The sequence below is a fragment of the Pseudomonas sp. NFACC08-1 genome (assembly GCF_900106735.1).
Lineage (GTDB): Bacteria > Pseudomonadota > Gammaproteobacteria > Pseudomonadales > Pseudomonadaceae > Aquipseudomonas > Aquipseudomonas fluorescens_Q.
On sequence record NZ_FNNL01000011.1, the window covers coordinates 52,207 to 71,774 of the forward strand.

Annotated in this window: 17 protein-coding genes and 3 tRNA genes; 3 read left to right on the forward strand and 17 right to left on the reverse strand. The window is 58.8% G+C overall.

Annotated elements, in window-relative coordinates; genetic code table 11:
- Positions 1 to 41 precede the first annotated feature (41 nt).
- Positions 42 to 2,243: a DUF1631 domain-containing protein gene (locus BLU76_RS21360; RefSeq protein WP_092146108.1), complete on the reverse strand. Its 2,202-nt coding sequence runs from the start codon at positions 2,241 to 2,243 to the stop codon at positions 42 to 44.
- A 226-nt stretch (positions 2,244 to 2,469) separates the two neighbouring features.
- On the opposite strand from BLU76_RS21360, the gene nadC reads away from it, so the two are divergent.
- On the forward strand, positions 2,470 to 3,318 hold the full coding sequence (gene nadC / locus BLU76_RS21365) for a carboxylating nicotinate-nucleotide diphosphorylase (protein ID WP_092224289.1): 849 nt from the start codon (positions 2,470 to 2,472) through the stop codon (positions 3,316 to 3,318).
- 95 nt (positions 3,319 to 3,413) lie between these two features.
- Here the strand turns inward: nadC and BLU76_RS21370 are convergent, their stop codons facing one another.
- The gene (locus BLU76_RS21370; RefSeq protein WP_053213286.1) at positions 3,414 to 3,719 is read right to left on the reverse strand and encodes a DUF6388 family protein; all 306 of its coding nucleotides are present in this window, start codon (positions 3,717 to 3,719) and stop codon (positions 3,414 to 3,416) included.
- A gap of 358 nt (positions 3,720 to 4,077) precedes the next feature.
- On the opposite strand from BLU76_RS21370, the gene BLU76_RS21375 reads away from it, so the two are divergent.
- Together BLU76_RS21375 and BLU76_RS21380 are read left to right on the forward strand one after the other, a co-directional pair.
- The gene (locus BLU76_RS21375; protein WP_092146112.1) at positions 4,078 to 4,329 is read left to right on the forward strand and encodes a type II toxin-antitoxin system HicA family toxin; all 252 of its coding nucleotides are present in this window, start codon (positions 4,078 to 4,080) and stop codon (positions 4,327 to 4,329) included.
- On the forward strand, positions 4,326 to 4,667 hold the full coding sequence (locus BLU76_RS21380; protein ID WP_092224291.1) for a type II toxin-antitoxin system HicB family antitoxin: 342 nt from the start codon (positions 4,326 to 4,328) through the stop codon (positions 4,665 to 4,667). The genes BLU76_RS21375 and BLU76_RS21380 overlap by 4 nt, the downstream gene beginning before the upstream one ends.
- Positions 4,668 to 4,688: 21 nt before the next feature.
- Here BLU76_RS21380 and BLU76_RS21385 read toward each other — a convergent pair.
- The 15 genes from BLU76_RS21385 to ftsH form a co-directional block, all read right to left on the reverse strand.
- A tRNA-Thr gene (locus BLU76_RS21385) sits at positions 4,689 to 4,761 on the reverse strand.
- Positions 4,762 to 4,886: 125 nt separating this feature from the next.
- Positions 4,887 to 6,992, reverse strand: coding sequence for a polyribonucleotide nucleotidyltransferase (gene pnp / locus BLU76_RS21390; protein WP_003197725.1), 2,106 nt, complete (start codon positions 6,990 to 6,992; stop codon positions 4,887 to 4,889).
- Between the two features lie 194 nt (positions 6,993 to 7,186).
- Complete coding sequence (gene rpsO, locus BLU76_RS21395) at positions 7,187 to 7,456, reverse strand: 30S ribosomal protein S15 (protein ID WP_011332409.1); 270 nt, start codon at positions 7,454 to 7,456, stop codon at positions 7,187 to 7,189.
- A gap of 143 nt (positions 7,457 to 7,599) precedes the next feature.
- Positions 7,600 to 8,517 (reverse strand): tRNA pseudouridine(55) synthase TruB, encoded by a 918-nt coding sequence (gene truB, locus BLU76_RS21400; RefSeq protein ID WP_063322980.1) that lies wholly within the window; start codon positions 8,515 to 8,517, stop codon positions 7,600 to 7,602.
- 4 nt (positions 8,518 to 8,521) lie between these two features.
- Positions 8,522 to 8,923 carry a 30S ribosome-binding factor RbfA gene (gene rbfA, locus BLU76_RS21405; protein WP_003177871.1) on the reverse strand — a complete coding sequence of 134 codons (402 nt, stop codon included), beginning with the start codon at positions 8,921 to 8,923 and terminating at the stop codon, positions 8,522 to 8,524.
- A 159-nt stretch (positions 8,924 to 9,082) separates the two neighbouring features.
- Complete coding sequence (gene infB / locus BLU76_RS21410) at positions 9,083 to 11,602, reverse strand: translation initiation factor IF-2 (protein WP_063322981.1); 2,520 nt, start codon at positions 11,600 to 11,602, stop codon at positions 9,083 to 9,085.
- 27 nt (positions 11,603 to 11,629) lie between these two features.
- On the reverse strand, positions 11,630 to 13,111 hold the full coding sequence (nusA, locus tag BLU76_RS21415) for a transcription termination factor NusA (protein ID WP_003177868.1): 1,482 nt from the start codon (positions 13,109 to 13,111) through the stop codon (positions 11,630 to 11,632).
- A gap of 59 nt (positions 13,112 to 13,170) precedes the next feature.
- Entirely contained in the window at positions 13,171 to 13,629 is a 459-nt protein-coding gene (gene rimP, locus BLU76_RS21420; RefSeq protein ID WP_013692254.1) for a ribosome maturation factor RimP, read from the reverse strand.
- A gap of 140 nt (positions 13,630 to 13,769) precedes the next feature.
- Positions 13,770 to 13,846 (reverse strand) — tRNA-Met (locus BLU76_RS21425).
- Between the two features lie 97 nt (positions 13,847 to 13,943).
- Positions 13,944 to 14,029: transfer RNA gene (locus tag BLU76_RS21430), tRNA-Leu, on the reverse strand.
- 21 nt (positions 14,030 to 14,050) lie between these two features.
- Positions 14,051 to 14,434, reverse strand: coding sequence for a preprotein translocase subunit SecG (secG, locus tag BLU76_RS21435; RefSeq protein ID WP_003197714.1), 384 nt, complete (start codon positions 14,432 to 14,434; stop codon positions 14,051 to 14,053).
- A gap of 4 nt (positions 14,435 to 14,438) precedes the next feature.
- Positions 14,439 to 15,194, reverse strand: a complete 756-nt coding sequence (tpiA, locus tag BLU76_RS21440; protein WP_063322982.1) for a triose-phosphate isomerase — start codon at positions 15,192 to 15,194, stop codon at positions 14,439 to 14,441.
- Between the two features lie 66 nt (positions 15,195 to 15,260).
- Positions 15,261 to 16,598: a phosphoglucosamine mutase gene (gene glmM / locus BLU76_RS21445; protein WP_063322983.1), complete on the reverse strand. Its 1,338-nt coding sequence runs from the start codon at positions 16,596 to 16,598 to the stop codon at positions 15,261 to 15,263.
- 16 nt (positions 16,599 to 16,614) lie between these two features.
- Entirely contained in the window at positions 16,615 to 17,466 is an 852-nt protein-coding gene (gene folP, locus BLU76_RS21450) for a dihydropteroate synthase (RefSeq protein WP_063322984.1), read from the reverse strand.
- An 8-nt stretch (positions 17,467 to 17,474) separates the two neighbouring features.
- Complete coding sequence (ftsH, locus tag BLU76_RS21455; RefSeq protein ID WP_072341069.1) at positions 17,475 to 19,385, reverse strand: ATP-dependent zinc metalloprotease FtsH; 1,911 nt, start codon at positions 19,383 to 19,385, stop codon at positions 17,475 to 17,477.
- Positions 19,386 to 19,568 lie beyond the last annotated feature (183 nt).

Sequence of the window (19,568 nt, forward strand, 5' to 3'; positions counted from 1 at the left end):
TGAATGCCGCCAGTATGCCGTGATCGGACCGGGCCGCGCGATCACTTGCCGCGATTGAGCTGACGCAGATTGCCCAGCACCGACTCCAGCGCGCGGTCGAACAACAGGGTGTCGTCCAGCAGCCGCGCCGCGCCACGGCGAAACTCCAGGGCCAGGCTGGTGCGGCTGTGCTCCAATACCTTGAGGCCGGTGCGATTGACGAAGACGTATTTGCCGGTGGCCTCGATGATCGCCGCCAGCTTGCAACGCAGGGTGTTGTCATCGTCCTCCTGGAACTCGACCCAGCTTCCCAGGTGCAACTGGTCGACCTGCAGCAGACCCACGTCATCGGCCGGCAAATGCACCGCCACGCTCTCCCCCGCCGACTTTTGAGGGGGCCGCAAGACGATTTTCTCCAGCACCTCGACCATGACCGGTGAAGTGAACGACTCGGCCTGTTCCGTCGCTTGGCCGGTGCGCTCGAGCGCCTGCACATGCAGGGCTTCCAGCTCACTGAAAAATTCGCTGGTGGCGAACGGATCGAACGCCGAGCGACTCAAGCCTTCACGCAGGGCCTTGAGCAGTTCGGGCACTATCGCCAGCAAACGCAGGCCGGCATCGGGTTCATCATGAGGCTGGACGCTCCAGATCAATTGCTCCAGGGTCAAGACGTCGGCCTGCCACTCGGCGGAATACTTGCCATGCTTGAAGCACGTCAGCAGCAACACCTGGCTCCAGGCGTGTTGCACGAACTCCACCACCGCTTGTGGCAGGACTTTGCCCAACATCACCTGGTTCAGCGCCCCTTCGACGCGCTGGCGCGCCAGTTCGGCCTTGGCCCGGCCTTCTTCGGCATCGCGGATGCGCTGTTCGAGCAGCTCACTGCGGCGCCGCTCGTCACTGGTGAAGGCCAGGAAGTCGGCCAGCAACTCGGAGAAAATCGCCGGGTCATCGACAAAATCATTCAATAAGCGCTGCACCACCTGCTCGATGCGCAGGTAGAGGCTGTCGCGCTGATGATCGTCGCAATCACCCCAGCCCATGGCCGCAGCCGCGATTTCGTTAAGCAGTCGCCGGGCCGGATGATTACCGCGGCTGAAGAAACTCTTGTCCTGCACCGCGACCTTGAGCATCGGGATTTGCAGGCGGCCGATCAGGGCCTTGAAAGAGTCTGGCAGGTTGTGATCGTCGAGGATGAATTCGAACATCATCGAGATCAGGTTGATCACGTCCTCATCGGCGCCTTCGACCACGCGAGACTTGCCACTCCTGACGCTGACCCGGGTCAACAGTTGTTCGAGCTGGCTACGCAAATCGAACTCGTCGTGAACGGCAGGCGCCGGCACGTATTGCTGTAAATGAGAGAGCAGCCGCAGCAGGTCACGGGTAGAAATCGGCTGGGGCGGCGCGCTGAGCTCCAAGGTCGGCGCCACAGTGCCACGCACCTGCATCAACAGTTTCTGCAAGGCGGCAAACACTTCCTGCACGCTGTCATCCACCTCGGCATCGCTGGGCTTGGCAGCTATCTCGGCGTTGGGCCTGGGGTTATCCTCGGTGCGATCCGACGCCCGGCGCGCCAGCGTGACCTTGAGCTCTGGCAGGATGCCGGTGGCGGCCAGCAACTGGTTGGCCTCGGTATAGAGTTGGTCGCAATCGCTGAGCACATAACGCTCGAACAGCTTGAGCAGGATCAGCTTGACCTTGATTCCCACGCCCAGGTTGCGCCCGGCCTGCAGGAACTTCTCGCACAGCAATGCCGGGCTCAGGGGATTGTGCTGATTGGCCAGCGGTCGGGCCAGCAGCACACTGAGCCGGGCCGTCAGTTGTTCCAGAGACACACCATCGCGCCTGAGCACCCGAGTGACCATCGCCTCGACCGCCAGATGCCGCTCCAGGTCGTCCTGGGAGCGCTGGATTTGGCTGTCTGGCGCCAGGCTGGCGTGGGTCAGGTCGTATTGGGCGAGGCTGACGAAGGTCTCGAAAAACTGCTCGATGAATTCACGCTCGATGCTTTTACGCTTCAGGCGCAAGTCCCGCATGGCCTCGAAGTACAGGTTCTGCTCGACGTCGTCGCGCGCCCGGTCGGCCATTTCAAACAAGGTGTCGTCGGCATTATCGAACAACCCTTGCAAGCCCAGGCGCAACTGCTGGGCGGCCTTGTCGCGAACCTGAAGCAGAATCACAGGCAGGCGGGCGAGCGGCGAGGGGCTCGCCTGATCGGTAGCGACCTTGTGCAAAGGCACTACATTCCCGTCGTTGTGCATCCTGGCCTCCTGAAACGGCTTTCTGCGGCTCGTAACGTCAAAGCTATGACGTCAATCGAAAGGCGGATTATCGGGTAAAACAGCCCTGTCGTACCAGCACACTCTGTGATCCATCTCGAAATACGGCGCAATAAGTGACCTGGGAAATAAGGAAATGTTGCGAGGACGCGACCAAATGCAGGTTTCGACACCCTATAATCAGGCCACTTTGTTTGTGGAGCCCGTTATGCCGAATCTACGCCTCGCCGATCTGACCGCCGAAATCGAAGCCAACGTGCGCCGTGCGTTGCTTGAAGACATCGGCAGCGGCGACATCACCGCGCAACTGATCCCCGCCGAACGCCTGGCCAAGGCCACCATCATCACCCGCGACGCGGCAATCATCAGTGGCACGGCCTGGGTCGATGCCGTGTTCCGGCAACTGGACCCGCGTGTCGCGGTACATTGGCAAGTGCACGACGGCGACCGGGTCAACCCCGATCAAGTGCTGTTCCACCTGGAAGGCCCGGCCCGCTCGCTGCTGACCGGCGAACGCAGCGCGCTGAACTTCCTGCAAATGCTCTCGGGCGTCGCCACGCGGGCCCGTTACCTGGCCGACTTTGTCGCAGGCACGCAGGTCAAGCTGCTGGACACCCGCAAGACCCTGCCCGGCCTGCGCCTGGCCCAGAAGTACGCGGTCACCTGCGGTGGCTGCCATAACCACCGCATCGGCCTGTACGATGCGTTCCTGATCAAGGAAAACCACATCGCTGCCTGCGGCGGGATCGCCCAGGCCATCGCTGCCGCCCACAAGATCGCACCGGGCAAACCGGTGGAAGTCGAAGTGGAAAGCCTGGCGGAATTGAAAGAAGCGCTTACGGCCGACGCCGACATCATCATGCTCGACGAACTGAGCCTGGAGGACATGCGTGAAGCCGTACGCCTCAATGGCGGCAAGGCGAAGCTGGAAGCCAGCGGCGGGATCAACGAAAGCACGTTGCGCCCGATTGCCGAGACTGGGGTGGACTACATCTCGATCGGCGCGATGACCAAGGATGTGAAGGCAGTGGATCTATCGATGCGGCTCAGTCTCTGAGCAGCTTCGAGCCGCAAGCTACAAGCTTCAAGCTGTTCCGCGCTTGTCTTGTAGCTTGTAGCTTGTAGCTTGTAGCTTGTAGCTTGTAGCTGCCGTTAAACCACCAGATTGTTCATCTCGCAGTACTCATCCCATTCCACACCCAACACCTCGGCCGCTTCCTTGTGCAACGCAAGGCGCTGCGCCTCGAATTCCTCAGGCGTGCTGGTGTACTTGAGCGTCAACTCCCAAGGTTGTAGTCCCTGGGCTTCGGCCTCGTCCTCGAATGCCCATTGGATCTGGTCTTTCTGATCGTCGGCGGGCAAGTCCTTGATCTCTTCCAGCAACTGGGGCGCGTCCAGTACGTATTTTTTCAGCGCTTCTTCGTGCCTGGCTTCTTGGGTCAATGCTTTAACGGTCATGGCGTTCTCGCTGATCTGGGGAATGGAAGATGGATCTGGATCATCAAGGATCTCTCTGACGCAAAAAACCGTGTGAAGCCCGGTTTATCTGGCCTTCAGAACCATTCGGGGATCATCTGAAAACAAAGGTGTTTGACTTTTTGGGACAAGGAATCCTAACAGAGACGCAAGCCAGTGCAACAACCGGAATCGAATGGAGGAACGAGATATGCGTCCGGTTACAGTTTCTCGTTTCCATGGGCGGGGATTCAGCCCTTATAAATATTCCATTACTTCAGCACTGAGGCTCAATGACCAAAGCCTTCTCATTGACCGCCCTGACGCCTGCAACTATATTCAGTCGCAACGAAAAGCGCTTATGTCAAAAAATGAAAAAAACCTCGCAAAGCTGCTCAATGAACAAGGCTCATTTACTTGGCCGCAACTCATCACCCTATTACGTCGCCTGGGTTACTCCCAACTGGAAGGCTCTGGCAGTCGAGTTAAATTCGATAATGGCGACCCAGGTGCAATGATCAGCTTACACAAGCCGCATCCAGGTAATGAGCTCAAAATGTACGTAAGACGCCAGATTATTGAGCAATTGAAAACAGGAGGCCTGATCCCATGAGCACCCAGCTGCACTACAAGGGCTACGTCGGCTCGATTGAAGCGAGCACCGAAGATAAATGCCTGTTCGGAAAGCTCTTATTCATACGGGCGCTGGTGAGCTATGAGGGACAAACGGTGGCCGAATTGGAAACGGCTTTTCGCGAATCCGTAGATGATTATCTACAGACCTGCCAGCAGCTAGGCCAGAAGCCAGAAATACCCTGCAAAGGATCGTTCAATGTTCGCATCGGTCACGATCTACATTTGGCAGCGGCTTTGGCTGCGACTCGTCAAAATGTATCGCTGAACGACCTGACACGCCAAGCACTGAACGAATATCTACAGCATCACGCATAAAAGCGTGGGCGAAAAAATTTTTGCCCGAGACAGGAATCGAACCTGCGACCTTCGCGTTACGAGTGCGCTGCTCTACCGACTGAGCTACACGGGCGGTGGCTAAACCTAGCATCGTCCCCTGCGGCCAGGCAACCCGCGACACAGGGATTTTCGTCACACAGCAAAACGCCCCGAACCAGTCGGGGCGCTTGCTTGTTCAGCGGTTAGGCGATGGGGTGATTAAACGCCCGATGCCTTGGCTGCTGCGACGTCCTTGATGGACAGCTTGATACGGCCGCGGTTGTCCACGTCCAGTACCAGCACTTCCACTTCCTGGCCTTCCTTGAGGATGTCGGTCACCTTCTCGACGCGAGCATCGCTCAGCATGGAGATGTGAACCAGACCGTCCTTGCCCGGCAGGATGTTGACGAACGCGCCGAAGTCGACGATGCGCTCAACCTTGCCGACGTAGATCTTGCCGATCTCGGCTTCGGCAGTGATGCCCAGGACGCGCTGGCGTGCCGCTTCTGCCGCTTCCTTGGTTTCACCGAAGATCTTGATCGAACCGTCGTCTTCGATGTCGATCGAAGCCTTGGTTTCTTCACAGATCGCACGGATGGTCGCGCCGCCTTTACCGATAACATCACGGATTTTGTCGGTGTCGATTTTCATCGCGATCATGGTCGGAGCATTTTCCGACAGCTCGGTACGGGACTGACCGATGATCTGGTTCATCTGACCGAGGATGTTCAGGCGCGCTTCCAGGGCCTGGCCCAGGGCGATTTCCATGATCTCTTCGGTGATGCCCTTGATCTTGATGTCCATCTGCAGTGCGGTGACGCCTTTGGCGGTACCGGCCACTTTGAAGTCCATGTCGCCCAGGTGGTCTTCATCACCCAGGATGTCGGTCAGGACGGCGAATTTCTCGCCCTCTTTGACCAGACCCATGGCGATACCGGCAACCGGTGCCTTCATCGGCACACCGGCGTCCATCAGGGCCAGGGAAGCGCCGCAGACCGAAGCCATCGAGCTCGAACCGTTGGACTCGGTGATTTCCGATACCACGCGAATGGTGTACGGGAACACGTCAGCGGCAGGCAGCATGGCCTGGACCGAACGACGGGCCAGACGGCCGTGACCGATTTCGCGACGACCGGCGCCACCCATGCGACCACACTCACCCACCGAGAACGGAGGGAAGTTGTAGTGCAGCATGAACGGGTCTTTCTTTTCGCCTTCCAGGGTGTCCAGCAGTTGCGCGTCACGGGCGGTGCCCAGTGTTGCAACGACCAGGGCCTGGGTTTCGCCACGGGTGAACAGTGCCGAACCGTGGGTCTTTGGCAGAACGCCGACTTCGATGTTCAGCGGACGTACGGTGCGGGTGTCGCGACCGTCGATACGCGGCTTGCCGTTGACGATGTTTTCGCGAACGGTGCGGTATTCGATTTCACCGAAAGCGGCTTTGACGTCGCTGGCCGATGGCTGGCCTTCTTCGCCGGACAGCTTGGCAACGACCTGGTCTTTCAGCTCGCCCAGGCGTGCATAACGGTCGGCCTTGACGGTGATGGTGTAGGCTTGGGAGATCGCTTCGCCGAACTCGGCACGGATCGCGCCCAGCAACTCGGTGGCTTCGGCTTGCGGAGCCCAGGTCCAGGTTGGCTTGGCGGCTTCGGCGGCCAGTTCCTTGACGGCGTTGATCACCACCTGGAACTCGTCGTGGGCGAACAGTACGGCGCCCAGCATCTGGTCTTCGGTCAGTTCCTTGGCTTCGGATTCAACCATCAGCACGGCTTCGGAAGTACCGGCCACGACCATGTCCAGGCTCGAGGCTTTCAGTTGCTCGTAGGTCGGGTTCAGCAGGTAGCCGGTGCTTTCGTGGAACGCAACGCGGGCAGCGCCGATCGGGCCATCGAAAGGAATGCCGGAGATGGCCAGGGCAGCCGAGGTACCGATCATCGCAGCGATGTCCGGATCGGTTTTCTTGCTGGTGGACACGACGGTGCAGACGACCTGCACTTCGTTCATGAAGCCTTCTGGGAACAGCGGACGGATCGGACGGTCGATAAGTCGGGAAGTCAGGGTTTCTTTCTCGGAAGGACGGCCTTCGCGCTTGAAGAAACCGCCAGGGATCTTACCGGCAGCGTAAGTCTTTTCCTGGTAGTGAACAGACAGAGGGAAGAAGCCCTTGCCTGGATCGGCTTGCTTGGCACCGACAACGGTCACCAATACGCTGACGTCGTCGTCAACGGTGACCAGCACTGCGCCGGAGGCCTGACGGGCGATACGGCCAGTCTCGAGGGTAACGGTCGACTGACCGAACTGGAATTTTTTGATTACCGGGTTCACGGTGTCCTACCTTCTTTGTGGCTCTTGGGGAACTTGTCTTCTTGCGAAATTCTTGGGCAATGACGGGAATCGGCCCGACGTTTGTCCAGGGTAAAGCGTGTATCCAGATAAAACTTGAGGCTGGGAGCCTGCCATGCGCCAGCGGGAAACCCACTGACGTACGACAGACCACCAACCTCTAGCGCAATCGCTGATTAGCGACGCAGACCCAGGCGAGCGATCAGAGCGCTGTAACGGCTCACGTCCTTGCCTTTCAGGTAGTCCAGCAGCTTACGACGCTGGTTTACCATGCGGATCAGACCACGACGGGAGTGGTGATCCTTACCGTTGGCCTTGAAGTGACCTTGCAGTTTGTTGATGTTGGCGGTCAGCAGTGCAACTTGCACTTCTGGCGAACCAGTGTCACCAACAGCTTGCTGGTAGTCAGCTACGATTTGAGCTTTTTCTTGAACGTCGAGAGCCATGAGGCAATCCTTTTAGTCAGGAAACTGTTCCGAGGAAACAGCTTCAACAGGCCAGGGACAAATCCCTGTATCTATAAATGAGTAGTGACCGTGCCTGTTAACAGCCACACTCGCCAACCTGCTGTTACGCAGGCTGGTTCCGGTCATTCCGACCGAATCAGTCGACGCGGCGCAATGCGCCCGTCTTCGCTCACTTCACCTATACCGATGAAGCGACCATTATGATCCTGTACCCGGACCATGCCGAACTTCGGCGCATCCGGGGCACGTACCGGCTGGCCATTGAGCCAGTAGAACGCGCTGTGTTCCGAGAACTGCAACAGCGGCCAATCCAGCAACCCGCTGTCCGATGGCATCAGGAAACGGTCGACCGCTTCGTTGCCGCCTTCGGCATGGACCGCTTCAAGCTCTTCCAGCGTGACCGTCTGGGCCAACGTGAAAGGCCCGGCCTGGGTCCGTCGCAATTCTGCCACGTACGCACCACAGCCGAGCTGTTCACCAATATCCTCCACCAGGGTCCGGATATAGGTGCCCTTGCTGCAATCCACGGCCAGCCGCACAGTATTACCGTCAAAGGCCAGCAATTCCAAGCGCGCAATAGTAACAGAACGCGGTTCACGCTCCACTACTTCGCCTGCACGAGCCAGTTTATACAGCGGTTGGCCATCACGCTTCAGAGCCGAGTACATCGGCGGTATCTGACTGATTTGCCCGCGAAATTTCGGCAACACCGCTTCGATATCGGCCTGACCAACGGTCACCGGGCGCTCGAGCAAAACCTCACCTTCGGCATCCGCCGTGGTGGTTGTCTTGCCCAGTTGCGCCAGGGTTTCATAACCCTTGTCGGAATCGAGCAGGTACTGGGAAAACTTGGTCGCCTCGCCAAAGCACAGCGGCAGCACGCCGGTGGCCAGCGGATCGAGGCTACCGGTGTGCCCGGCCTTTTCAGCATTGAGCAGCCAGCGAACCTTCTGCAACGCCGCGTTGGACGTGAACCCCAGCGGCTTGTCGAGCAGGATGATGCCGCTGACGTTACGACGGATACGTTTGACCTGAGCCACCGAATTACTCCTTGGTGTCTTCAGGTTCAGCCGCAACCGGGTGCTGACTGTCTTCAGCCACGGCGCGTTCGATCAAGGCCGACAGATGCGCACCACGCACGACGCTTTCGTCGTAGTGGAAATGCAACTGTGGGACGCTGCGCAGCTTCATCTCCCGGGCCAGCTGCATACGCAGGAAGCCGGCGGCCGAGTTGAGCACCTTGATGCTCTGGGCGATTTCTTCGGCGCTGTCCTGGCCCATCACGGTGATGAAAATCTTCGCATGACCAACGTCACGGCTGACTTCCACTGCGGTAATGGTGACCAGGCCGACGCGCGGGTCTTTGACTTCGCGACGGATCAGCTGGGCCAGCTCGCGCTGCATCTGATCGCCGATTCGTTGGGTACGGCTGTATTCTTTTGCCATGTCTTGTTACCTGTTACTGCCCCACGGTGAAACCCGCGAGGTCTGAAAGCGGCAAACGCCCGGCCTGGCAAAAGCCAGACCGGGCGTTGCATTTAGAGTCCGCCAACCAGGCAGTGCATGTTCATGCGGCTGCCCGGTGCGGCTCTTGAAGTGCGCGAGTCAGAGGCTGCGAGCAACCTGGACCTTCTCGAAGACTTCGATCTTGTCGCCGACCTTGACGTCGTTGTAGCTCTTGACGCCAATACCGCACTCCATGCCGGCACGTACTTCGGAAGCGTCATCCTTGAAGCGGCGCAGGGATTCCAGCTCGCCTTCGAAGATCACGATGTCTTCACGCAGTACACGGATCGGACGGTTACGGTGAACAACACCCTCGATCACCATGCAACCGGCGATGGCTCCAAACTTCGGCGAACGGAACACGTCGCGAACTTCGGCAACACCCAGGATGTTCTCCCGCACGTCACTGCCCAGCATACCGGTCAACGCTTTCTTGACGTCTTCGATGATGTCGTAGATCACGTTGTAGTAACGCATATCCAGGCCTTCCTGCTCGACGATCTTGCGAGCGCCGGCATCGGCACGCACGTTGAAGCCGAACAGTACAGCGTTGGAGGCCAGTGCCAGGTTGGCGTCGGATTCGGTGATACCACCGACACCGCCACCGACCACACGCACTTGCACTTCGTCGTTACCCAGGCCGTTCAAGGCACCGTTCAACGCTTCGAGCGAACCACGGACGTCGGATTTGAGGACGATGTTGAGCGTCTTCTTCTCTTCCTGACCCATGTTCTCGAAGATGTTTTCCAGCTTGCCAGCGTGAGCACGAGCCAGTTTGACTTCGCGGAACTTGCCTTGACGGAACAGAGCCACTTCACGGGCTTTCTTCTCGTCAGCCACAACGCTCATCTCGTCGCCAGCATCCGGGGTGCCGTCCAGGCCGAGGATCTCGACCGGGATAGCCGGGCCGGCTTCCTTGATGGACTTGCCGTTCTCATCGAGCATGGCACGTACACGGCCGTAGTTCGAACCGACCAGCACCATGTCGCCTTGGCGCAGGGTACCGTCTTGAACCAGGACGGTCGCAACCGGACCACGGCCCTTGTCGAGGCGCGATTCAACGACCACACCACGGCCTGGAGCCGAAGGTGTAGCGGTCAGTTCCAGAACCTCGGCTTGCAACAGAACGGCTTCGAGCAGTTCGTCAACGCCGGTACCCATCTTCGCCGAGACCGGAACGAATGGAGTGTCGCCACCCCACTCTTCGGAGGTCACGCCGTGGACCGACAGTTCGCTGCGGATGCGATCGAGATCGGCGCCCGGCTTGTCGATCTTGTTCACTGCAACCACCAGCGGCACGCCAGCTGCCTGGGCATGCTGAACGGCTTCGATGGTTTGCGGCATCACGCCGTCGTCCGCTGCAACCACCAGGATCACGATGTCGGTCGCCTTGGCACCACGGGCACGCATCGCGGTAAACGCGGCGTGACCCGGGGTGTCGAGGAACGTCACCATGCCGCGGTCGGTTTCAACGTGGTAGGCGCCGATGTGCTGGGTAATACCGCCAGCCTCACCTGCCGCAACCTTCGCACGACGAATATAGTCGAGCAGGGACGTTTTACCGTGGTCAACGTGGCCCATGACGGTCACGACCGGTGCACGGGAAACCGCCTCACCTTCAAACTTCAGGGACTCGGCCAGGGAATCTTCCAGGGCGGTGTCGCTGACCAGGGTCACTTTGTGGCCCAGCTCTTCAGCAACCAGTTGGGCAGTTTCCTGGTCCAGTACCTGGTTGATGGTGGCTGGCGTACCCAGCTTGAACATGAACTTGATGATTTCAGCAGCCTTGACCGACATCTGCTGGGCCAGATCGCCCACAGTGATGGTCTCGCCGATCTTCACTTCACGCACGACAGGGCCGGTAGGGCTCTGGAAACCGTGGGCGTTGCGTTTCTTCAGCTTGGCCTTGCCGCGACCGCCACGACGGAAGCCGTCGCTTTCTTCGTCGGTGGTACGTGGCGCAACGCGTGGCGCTGGTGCCTTTTCCTTGACCGAAGCACGATGAGGCGCGTTCTTGCGCTCGCCATCGCCGCTGCCACGACGGTTGTCGTCGGCACGTGGCTTGTCGGGGCGACGCTGTTCGTCGCGCTTGCGAGTGTCGGCTGGAGCCGGAGCCGCAGCCACGACTGGAGCGGCTTCGCGCACAGGCTCGGCTACCGGGGCAACAGCCTCGACGGCTTCTACCGGAGCAGCTTGCGCAGCAGCAGGCTGGCGACGCGCTTCTTCTTCGGCGCGACGCTTGGCTTCTTCTTCAGCCTTCTGACGAGCAGCATTTTCTACTGCGCGACGTTCTTCCTGTTCGCGTTTGCGCTCGGCTTCGATTTCTTCCGGGCTGCGCTGTACGAAGACTTTCTTCTTGCGTACTTCAACGCTGATGCTTTTGCTACCGGCAACACGCAGGGTGCTGGTGGTTTTACGCTGCAGAGTGATCTTGCGCGGTTCTTCCACTTTCGCCTTGTGACTGCTCTTCAGGTGAGTCAGCAGGGACTGCTTCTCACTGTCGGTCACATGTTCCTCGGCGGCGGTGTGCGGCAGACCTGCCTCACGCATCTGCTGCAACAGGCGCTCTACCGGTGTTTTGACCTCATCGGCCAGTTGTTTCACCGTGACTTGCGTCATGCACTTCTCTCCTCAGGCCGCGCCTAATTACTCGAACCAGTGGGCTCGGGCGGCCATGATCAACTTGCCGGCACGATCATCGTCAATGCCGTCGATGTCGAGCAGATCGTCAATAGACTGCTCGGCCAGGTCTTCGCGGGTAATTACGCCGCGCACCGCCAGTTCCATCGCCAAATCCTTGTCCATGCCCTCAAGCGAGAGCAGGTCTTCGGCCGGATGGGCGTCTGCCAGCTTTTCCTCAGTAGCGATGGCTTTGGTCAACAAACGATCCTTGGCCCGAGCGCGAAGCTCGTTGACGATCTCCTCGTCAAAGCCGTCGATGTTGAGCATTTCCTCCACCGGTACGTAGGCAATCTCTTCCAGGCTGGTAAAGCCCTCATCCACCAGCACCTGCGCCAGCTCTTCATCGACTTCAAGCTCTTCGATGAAGTTGCGCAGGATGTCGCCGGTTTCAGCTTGCTGTTTAGCCTGGATGTCCGATTCGGTCATCACGTTCAGGGTCCAGCCAGTCAACTGGCTGGCCAGACGTACGTTCTGACCACCGCGACCGATGGCCTGAGCCAGATTGTCTGCGCCAACGGCGATGTCCATGGCGTGGGCATCTTCGTCGACGATAATTGCCGCCACTTCAGCAGGCGACATGGCATTGATCACGAACTGAGCCGGGTTGTCGTCCCACAGGACGATGTCCACACGCTCGCCGCCCAACTCGCCGGATACGGCCTGGACACGCGAACCACGCATGCCGATGCAGGCACCTTGCGGGTCGATGCGCTTGTCCTTGGAGCGGACCGCGATCTTGGCACGCGAACCCGGATCACGGGAGGCGGCCATGACTTCGATCAGGCCTTCGGCAATTTCCGGCACTTCGATGCGGAACAACTCGATCAGCATTTCCGGCGCGGTACGCGACAGGATCAACTGCGGGCCGCGGTTCTCGGTGCGGATTTCCTTGAGCAGCGCACGCAAACGCACGCCGACCCGGAAAGTTTCGCGAGAAATGATGTCTTCGCGAGCCAGCAACGCTTCGGCGTTGTTGCCCAGGTCGACGATCACGTTGTCGCGGGTCACTTTTTTCACGGTGCCGGAGATGATTTCCCCCAGGCGCTCGCGATAAGCGTCGACAACTTGCGCGCGCTCGGCTTCGCGAACTTTCTGCACAATAACCTGCTTGGCAGTCTGTGCAGCGATGCGACCGAACTCGATGGACTCGATTTTTTCTTCTACTACATCACCAACCTTGGCGCCCGGATGCGTTTCTGCAACCTTGCTCGGCCAGGTTTCGATAGCCGGATCATCCAGGTCGGCTTCCTCGACCACCGTCCAGCGACGGAAAGTCTCGTAGGCACCGGTGTGGCGATTGATTTCCACACGCAAATCAACTTCGTCTTCAAACCGCTTCTTGGTAGCAGTGGCCAGAGCCAGCTCCAGCGCTTCAAAAATAACGTTAGCCGGTACGCCCTTTTCATTGGATACCGACTCAACAACCAGCAGTACTTCTTTGCTCATCGTACGCCTCGCCTTTCGCAAGCCATTGGATCCGCGGGATCCGCAGTATCTGGCACGTATCAGTCAAAACTGGGAATAATGTTGGCCTTGTCGATCATATCGATCGGCAACAGGAACTCATGGTCATCTACCTGCACCACGACATCCTGCTCTTCTACACCGCGCAGAAGGCCTTGGAAGTTGCGTCGACCTTCGAAAGGCGAGCGCAGCTTGATCTTCACTTGTTCACCGGCAAACGAAGCGAACTGTTCAAGTGTGAACAGGGGGCGCTCCATGCCAGGCGAGGAAACTTCAAGGGTGTATTCGGAGGTGATTGGATCTTCAACATCCAGTACACCGCTGATCTGACGGCTGACGATGGCGCAATCATCCACCAACACGCCGCCTTCCTTATCGATATAAACGCGCAACAGTGAGTGGCGACCTTGAGCCGAGAACTCAATACCCCAGCATTCATAGCCAAGGGCCACGACCACCGGGGCCAACAAGGCCTGCAACTGTTCTAGCTTGCTCGACACCTGAACCCCCTCGTGCATGTTTGTGCATGCTGTGCAAATAAAAAAAAATGGGCGAATCGCCCATCCCTGAAACGCCGTCGAACAGCGGCGTTATAAAGTGTCCAGCTAACAAAAAGCCCCTTGGAAGGGGCCCCTGAAACTGGTTGCGGGAGCCGGATTTGAACCGACGACCTTCGGGTTATGAGCCCGACGAGCTACCAGACTGCTCCATCCCGCGACAAAGCTGGGGCGGAAGTATACGACCGATCCCTTACAGGGTCAATGTAACCCTTCCACCTACAAGAAAGCCCGCAATCGCGGGCTCTCCTGATAATTGGTACCGAGAAGGGGACTCGAACCCCTACACCCTATGGGCACAACCACCTCAAGGTTGCGTGTCTACCAATTCCACCACCTCGGCAATACAGCGTTTGAAACCTTCTTACTTCTGCTCTTGAGCTGGAGGTACGTCAGTCGCCGGGTTGGCCGACTTTTGCTCTTGAAGCACCGGGACATCATCAGAAGCCGGTTGTTGCTTAGGCGCTTCCAGTACCGCTGGGTTTGGCAAACCTACTTGAGTCAGCTCATGAGCTTTCTCTTTAGCAAAGTAACCTAACCCTAAGCTGGTCATGAAGAAACCGGCGGCAAGTATAGCAGTAAACTTACTAAGAAAGGTAGAGGAACCTTGGCTTCCGAACACAGTATTTGAAGCACCTGCACCGAAAGACGCACCAGCATCCGCACCTTTACCCTGCTGCAGCAATACGAGGGCAACTACACCCAGTGCACCCAGCAGATGAAAAACGACTACGACTGTTTCCAGCATTTTTTCAGTTTCCCGCGGCGCGACAGATCGCACCGAACTCATCTGCATTCAGGGACGCTCCACCAATGAGCCCCCCATCGATATCCGGCATGCCGAACAGTTCGGCCGCATTGGCCGCCTTCACGCTGCCGCCGTATAGAAGCCGCACACCTCGTGCCACTTCAGAATTCTCTGCCGCCAACTGCGCGCGGATGGCGGCGTGCACATCCTGCGCCTGTTGCGGCGAAGCCGTCAGCCCGGTACCAATGGCCCAGACCGGCTCGTAGGCAATGACTGCCTTTGCAAAAGCATCGACACCCAGCTCTTCGATGATGCCACCCAGCTGACGCCCGACAACTTCAAGAGTCTTTCCGGCCTCGCGCTGCTCCCGGGTTTCCCCTACACACAGCACCGGGATCAGACCACAGGCCTGGGCCGCAGAAAATTTGCGAATCAGGGCCTTATCCTGCTCGCCCATGATCTGGCGACGCTCGGAATGTCCAATCAGGACCAGGGAACAACCCGCATCCACCAACTGACTCGGCGCAATCTCACCGGTCAACGCACCCTGCATGGATTCCACCGCAGAGTTCTGCGCGCCGACCGAAATCGACTTACCTTTCAAGCCATCAACCACTTGATTGATATACAAGCAAGGCGGGAACACCGCGACATCAACACCGCTAGGCAAGGCCAGATGACGAAGGCCCTTGATCAGCTCAGCGACGCTGGCGCGGGTACCGTGCATCTTCCAGTTACCAGCTACCATAGGGCGACGCATGCTGTACCTCGTCGGTCAAAGTGGGCGCAGATGTTACCCAACCGATTCATGACTGGCAAGCCGAATTCAGGCAGAAACTTCAGTAACCAGTTTTGCCAGCTCTTCGGCATAACCGCGAACTTGCGCTTCATCCTCTCCTTCGACCATGACGCGCACCAAAGGCTCTGTGCCGGACTTGCGCAACAACACGCGCCCACGCCCCGCCATCGCCTGCGTCACATGCTCACTGGCCTGCTTGACCTTCGCATGCTCGAGAGGATTCACACCGCCACCGAAACGCACGTTGATCAACACTTGCGGGCATTTGCGCAATGCCTGGCGCGACTGTGCGAGCCCTTCGTTACGCGCCTTGAGCGCCATCAGCACCTGCAAGGCTGCAATGATCGCATCACCCGTGGTGGTATGGTCGAAGCATACGATGTGGCCGGAGTTCTCACCCCCGATCACCCAGTTACGCTCCAGCAGCTCCGAGATCACGTAGCGGTCACCCACGTTAGCCCGCACGAACGGGATATCCAGGTCCGCCAGGGCCAGTTCAAGCCCGAGGTTGCTCATCAACGTACCAACCACGCCGCCCTGCAGCTTGCCGCGTCCATGCAGGTCACGGGCGATGATGAACAGCAGCTCGTCACCATCGACAACCGTGCCGGTGTGATCGACCATCAGGACCCGATCGCCGTCGCCATCGAAGGCGATCCCGAGATCGGCCTGCTCAGCCAGTACCGCAGCCTGCAACGCCTCGGTATGGGTGGAGCCACAGTTATGATTGATGTTCAGGCCATTAGGCTGGGCGGAAAGCACCACCACCTCGGCGCCCAACTCGCGAAAGACGCTCGGCGCAACTTTATAGGTTGCCCCATGGGCGCAATCGACGACGATTTTCAGGCCGGAAAAACTGGTACCGGTCGGCACACTGCCTTTGCAGAACTCGATGTAGCGACCCGACGCATCGTTGATCCGCGACACTTTGCCGATTTTGCTCGACTCAACCACAGTCATCGGCGTGTCCAGCAGCTCTTCGATCATCAGCTCGATATCATCCGGCAGCTTGGTACCCTGGCCGGAGAAGAACTTGATGCCGTTGTCATCATGAGGGTTGTGCGAGGCGCTGATCACGATGCCTGCCTGGGCCTGGAACGTACGCGTCAGGTAGGCAATGGCTGGCGTCGGCATCGGGCCAAGCAGCATCACATCGGCGCCCGCCGATGTCAGGCCGGCCTCGAGTGCCGATTCGAACATGTAGCCGGAAATTCGCGTGTCCTTGCCGACCAGCACCTTGCACGCGCCCATTTTGCGAAATGCCATGCCGGCCGCCCAGCCGAGCTTGAGCATGAAATCAGGGGTAATAGGGTATTCGCCGACCCGACCACGAATACCGTCGGTGCCAAAGTATTTCTTGCTCATAAGTGCTCCGTCATTCTTATTCGGCTGAATCCACAGCTGCGATCATCCGCACGACATCCATCGTTTCGGCTACATCATGCACGCGCAATATGCGTGCACCTTTGGCAAGGGCCAAGGCCGCAAGGGCGAGACCGCCATATAGGCGCTCACCCACCGGGCGGCCCAAGGCATTGCCTATCATGCTCTTTCGCGAGACCCCAACCAACAGGGGCCGCCCCAGGGAATGCAAGGCTTCCATATGCTTGAACAAGCTCAGGTTGTGAGCCAGGGTCTTGGCAAAGCCGAACCCGGGGTCAAGAATGATCCGCTCGGCGGGAATGCCCGCGGCGGCGCACCGATCCAGACGCTCCACCAGGAACTCACCTACCTCCCTGGTCACATCATCATAGTGCGGGTCATTCTGCATGGTCCCCGGCTCGCCAAGCATATGCATCAGGCACACCGGCAATCCGGTGGCCGCCGCCGCGTCCAGGGCACCATCGCGCCGCAAGGACCGAACATCATTGATCAGGCCCGCCCCCAGCCGCGCAGTCTCACGCATGACCGCAGGCGTGGACGTATCGACCGAGATAATGACATCAAGTTCGCGATGGATGCGCTCGACAATCGGCGCCACTCGCTCCAGCTCTTCAGTAGGCGAGACCGCACGTGCGCCCGGCCGGGTCGATTCACCACCCACATCGATCAGCGTTGCGCCCTCAGCCACCATGGCCTCGGCATGTCGCAGCGCAGCATCGAGCTGGCTGAATCGACCACCATCGGAAAAGGAATCAGGCGTGACATTGAGAATACCCATGACATGCGCATGGGCCAAATCAAGAACCCGGTTGCCGCAAGGCAACCGGGTCGAGGACTGAACAGAAGTCATTTCAAGCCTTAGACATCAGCGGCCGGACCGCCAATCGGTGTTTCCGGACGCTCACCCTGTACTGCCGGAGGTGTACCGGAGGTGCCAGTACCACCCGACCAGTCACGAGGCTCGCGAGGTACGCGACCCGCCATGATGTCGTCGATCTGCTCGGCATCGATGGTTTCGTACTTCATCAGCGCATCGGCCATGGCATCGAGCTTGTCACGGTTGTCCGTGAGAATCTGCCGGGCTGTGCCGTAGCACTGGTCGATGATGCTGCGCACTTCGGAATCGATCAGCTTGGCCGTTTCGCCAGAGAAGCTAGCATGCTGGCCACTGCCACCACGACCGAGGAACACTTCCCCTTCTTCTTCGGCATACATCAGCGGCCCCAGTTTCTCGGACAGGCCCCACTTGGTAACCATGTTCCGAGCGATCTGACTCGCGCGCATGATGTCGTTGGATGCCCCGGTGGTCACGCCATCGAAGCCCAACGTCATCTCTTCGGCGATACGACCGCCGTACAACGAACAGATCTGACTGATCAATGCACGCTTGGACAGGCTGTAGCGATCCTCTTCCGGCAGGAACATGGTCACGCCCAGGGCGCGACCGCGCGGGATGATCGAGACCTTGTAGACCGGATCGTGCTCGGGCACGACACGACCGACGATCGCGTGACCCGCCTCGTGATACGCGGTGTTCTGCTTTTCTTTCTCCGACATGACCATGGATTTGCGCTCAGCGCCCATCATGATCTTGTCCTTGGCCAGTTCGAATTCCTTCATTTCCACGACGCGCTTGCCGGTACGAGCGGCGAACAGCGACGCTTCGTTGACCAGGTTCGCCAGGTCGGCACCGGAAAAGCCCGGCGTACCACGCGCGATGACTGCAGGAGCGACGTCGTCACCCATTGGCACCTTGCGCATATGGACCTTGAGGATCTGCTCGCGACCACGAATGTCCGGCAGCCCCACCACGACCTGGCGGTCGAAGCGACCTGGACGCAACAGCGCAGGGTCGAGCACGTCAGGACGGTTGGTGGCGGCAATCACGATGATGCCGTCGTTCATTTCGAAACCGTCCATCTCGACCAGCAACTGGTTGAGGGTCTGTTCACGCTCATCGTGACCGCCACCCATGCCGGCGCCACGATGGCGACCCACGGCGTCGATCTCGTCGATGAAGATGATGCACGGCGCGTGTTTCTTGGCCTGTTCGAACATGTCGCGAACACGACTGGCGCCCACGCCGACGAACATTTCGACGAAGTCGGAACCGGAAATCGTGAAGAACGGCACCTTGGCTTCACCGGCGATCGCCTTGGCCAGCAAGGTTTTACCCGTACCCGGTGGGCCCACCATCAGTACGCCGCGCGGGATACGACCGCCCAGGCGTTGGAACTTGCCCGGATCACGCAGGAACTCGACCAGCTCGCCGACTTCTTCCTTGGCTTCATCGCAACCCGCGACGTCGGCCAGGGTGGTTTTCACCTGGTCTTCGGAAAGCAGCCGGGCCTTGCTCTTGCCAAAGCTCATCGGCCCGCCCTTGCCTCCTCCGCCGCCCTGCATCTGGCGCATGAAGAACATGAACACGGCGATGATCACCAGGATCGGGAAGCTGGCGACCAGGAGCTGGGTCCAGATGCTTTGCTGCTCAGGCTGCTTGCCTTCGACCACGACATGGTTGTCCACCAGGTCGCCGATCAAGCCATTGTCCTGGATTGCCGGACGAATGGTCTTGAAGCTGTCGCCATCGGTGCGCTTACCGGTAATCACATAGCCATCAACGGCTACGCGCTCGACCTTGCCATCCTTGACCTGCTGGATGAAGTCGGAATAGTTGAGGGTCTGCGGCTCGTTAGGGCTGGAGAAGTTGTTCATCACGGTCACCAGGACAGCGGCGATGATCAACCACAGGATCAGATTCTTTGCCATATCGTTCAATTAACTACCCTCTGAAGCAAGCTCCGCTACTGGCGCGCGCTTCGCATGATATTCACCGGCCTAACTTACTACATTACCTACGACTCTGGCAGGCGCCGTCTGTAACCCTTTGTGAAACTTTGGCCGGGTAATTTTCGTTACACGGCTTTTTCAACGCGAGACAAAAAAAACTAT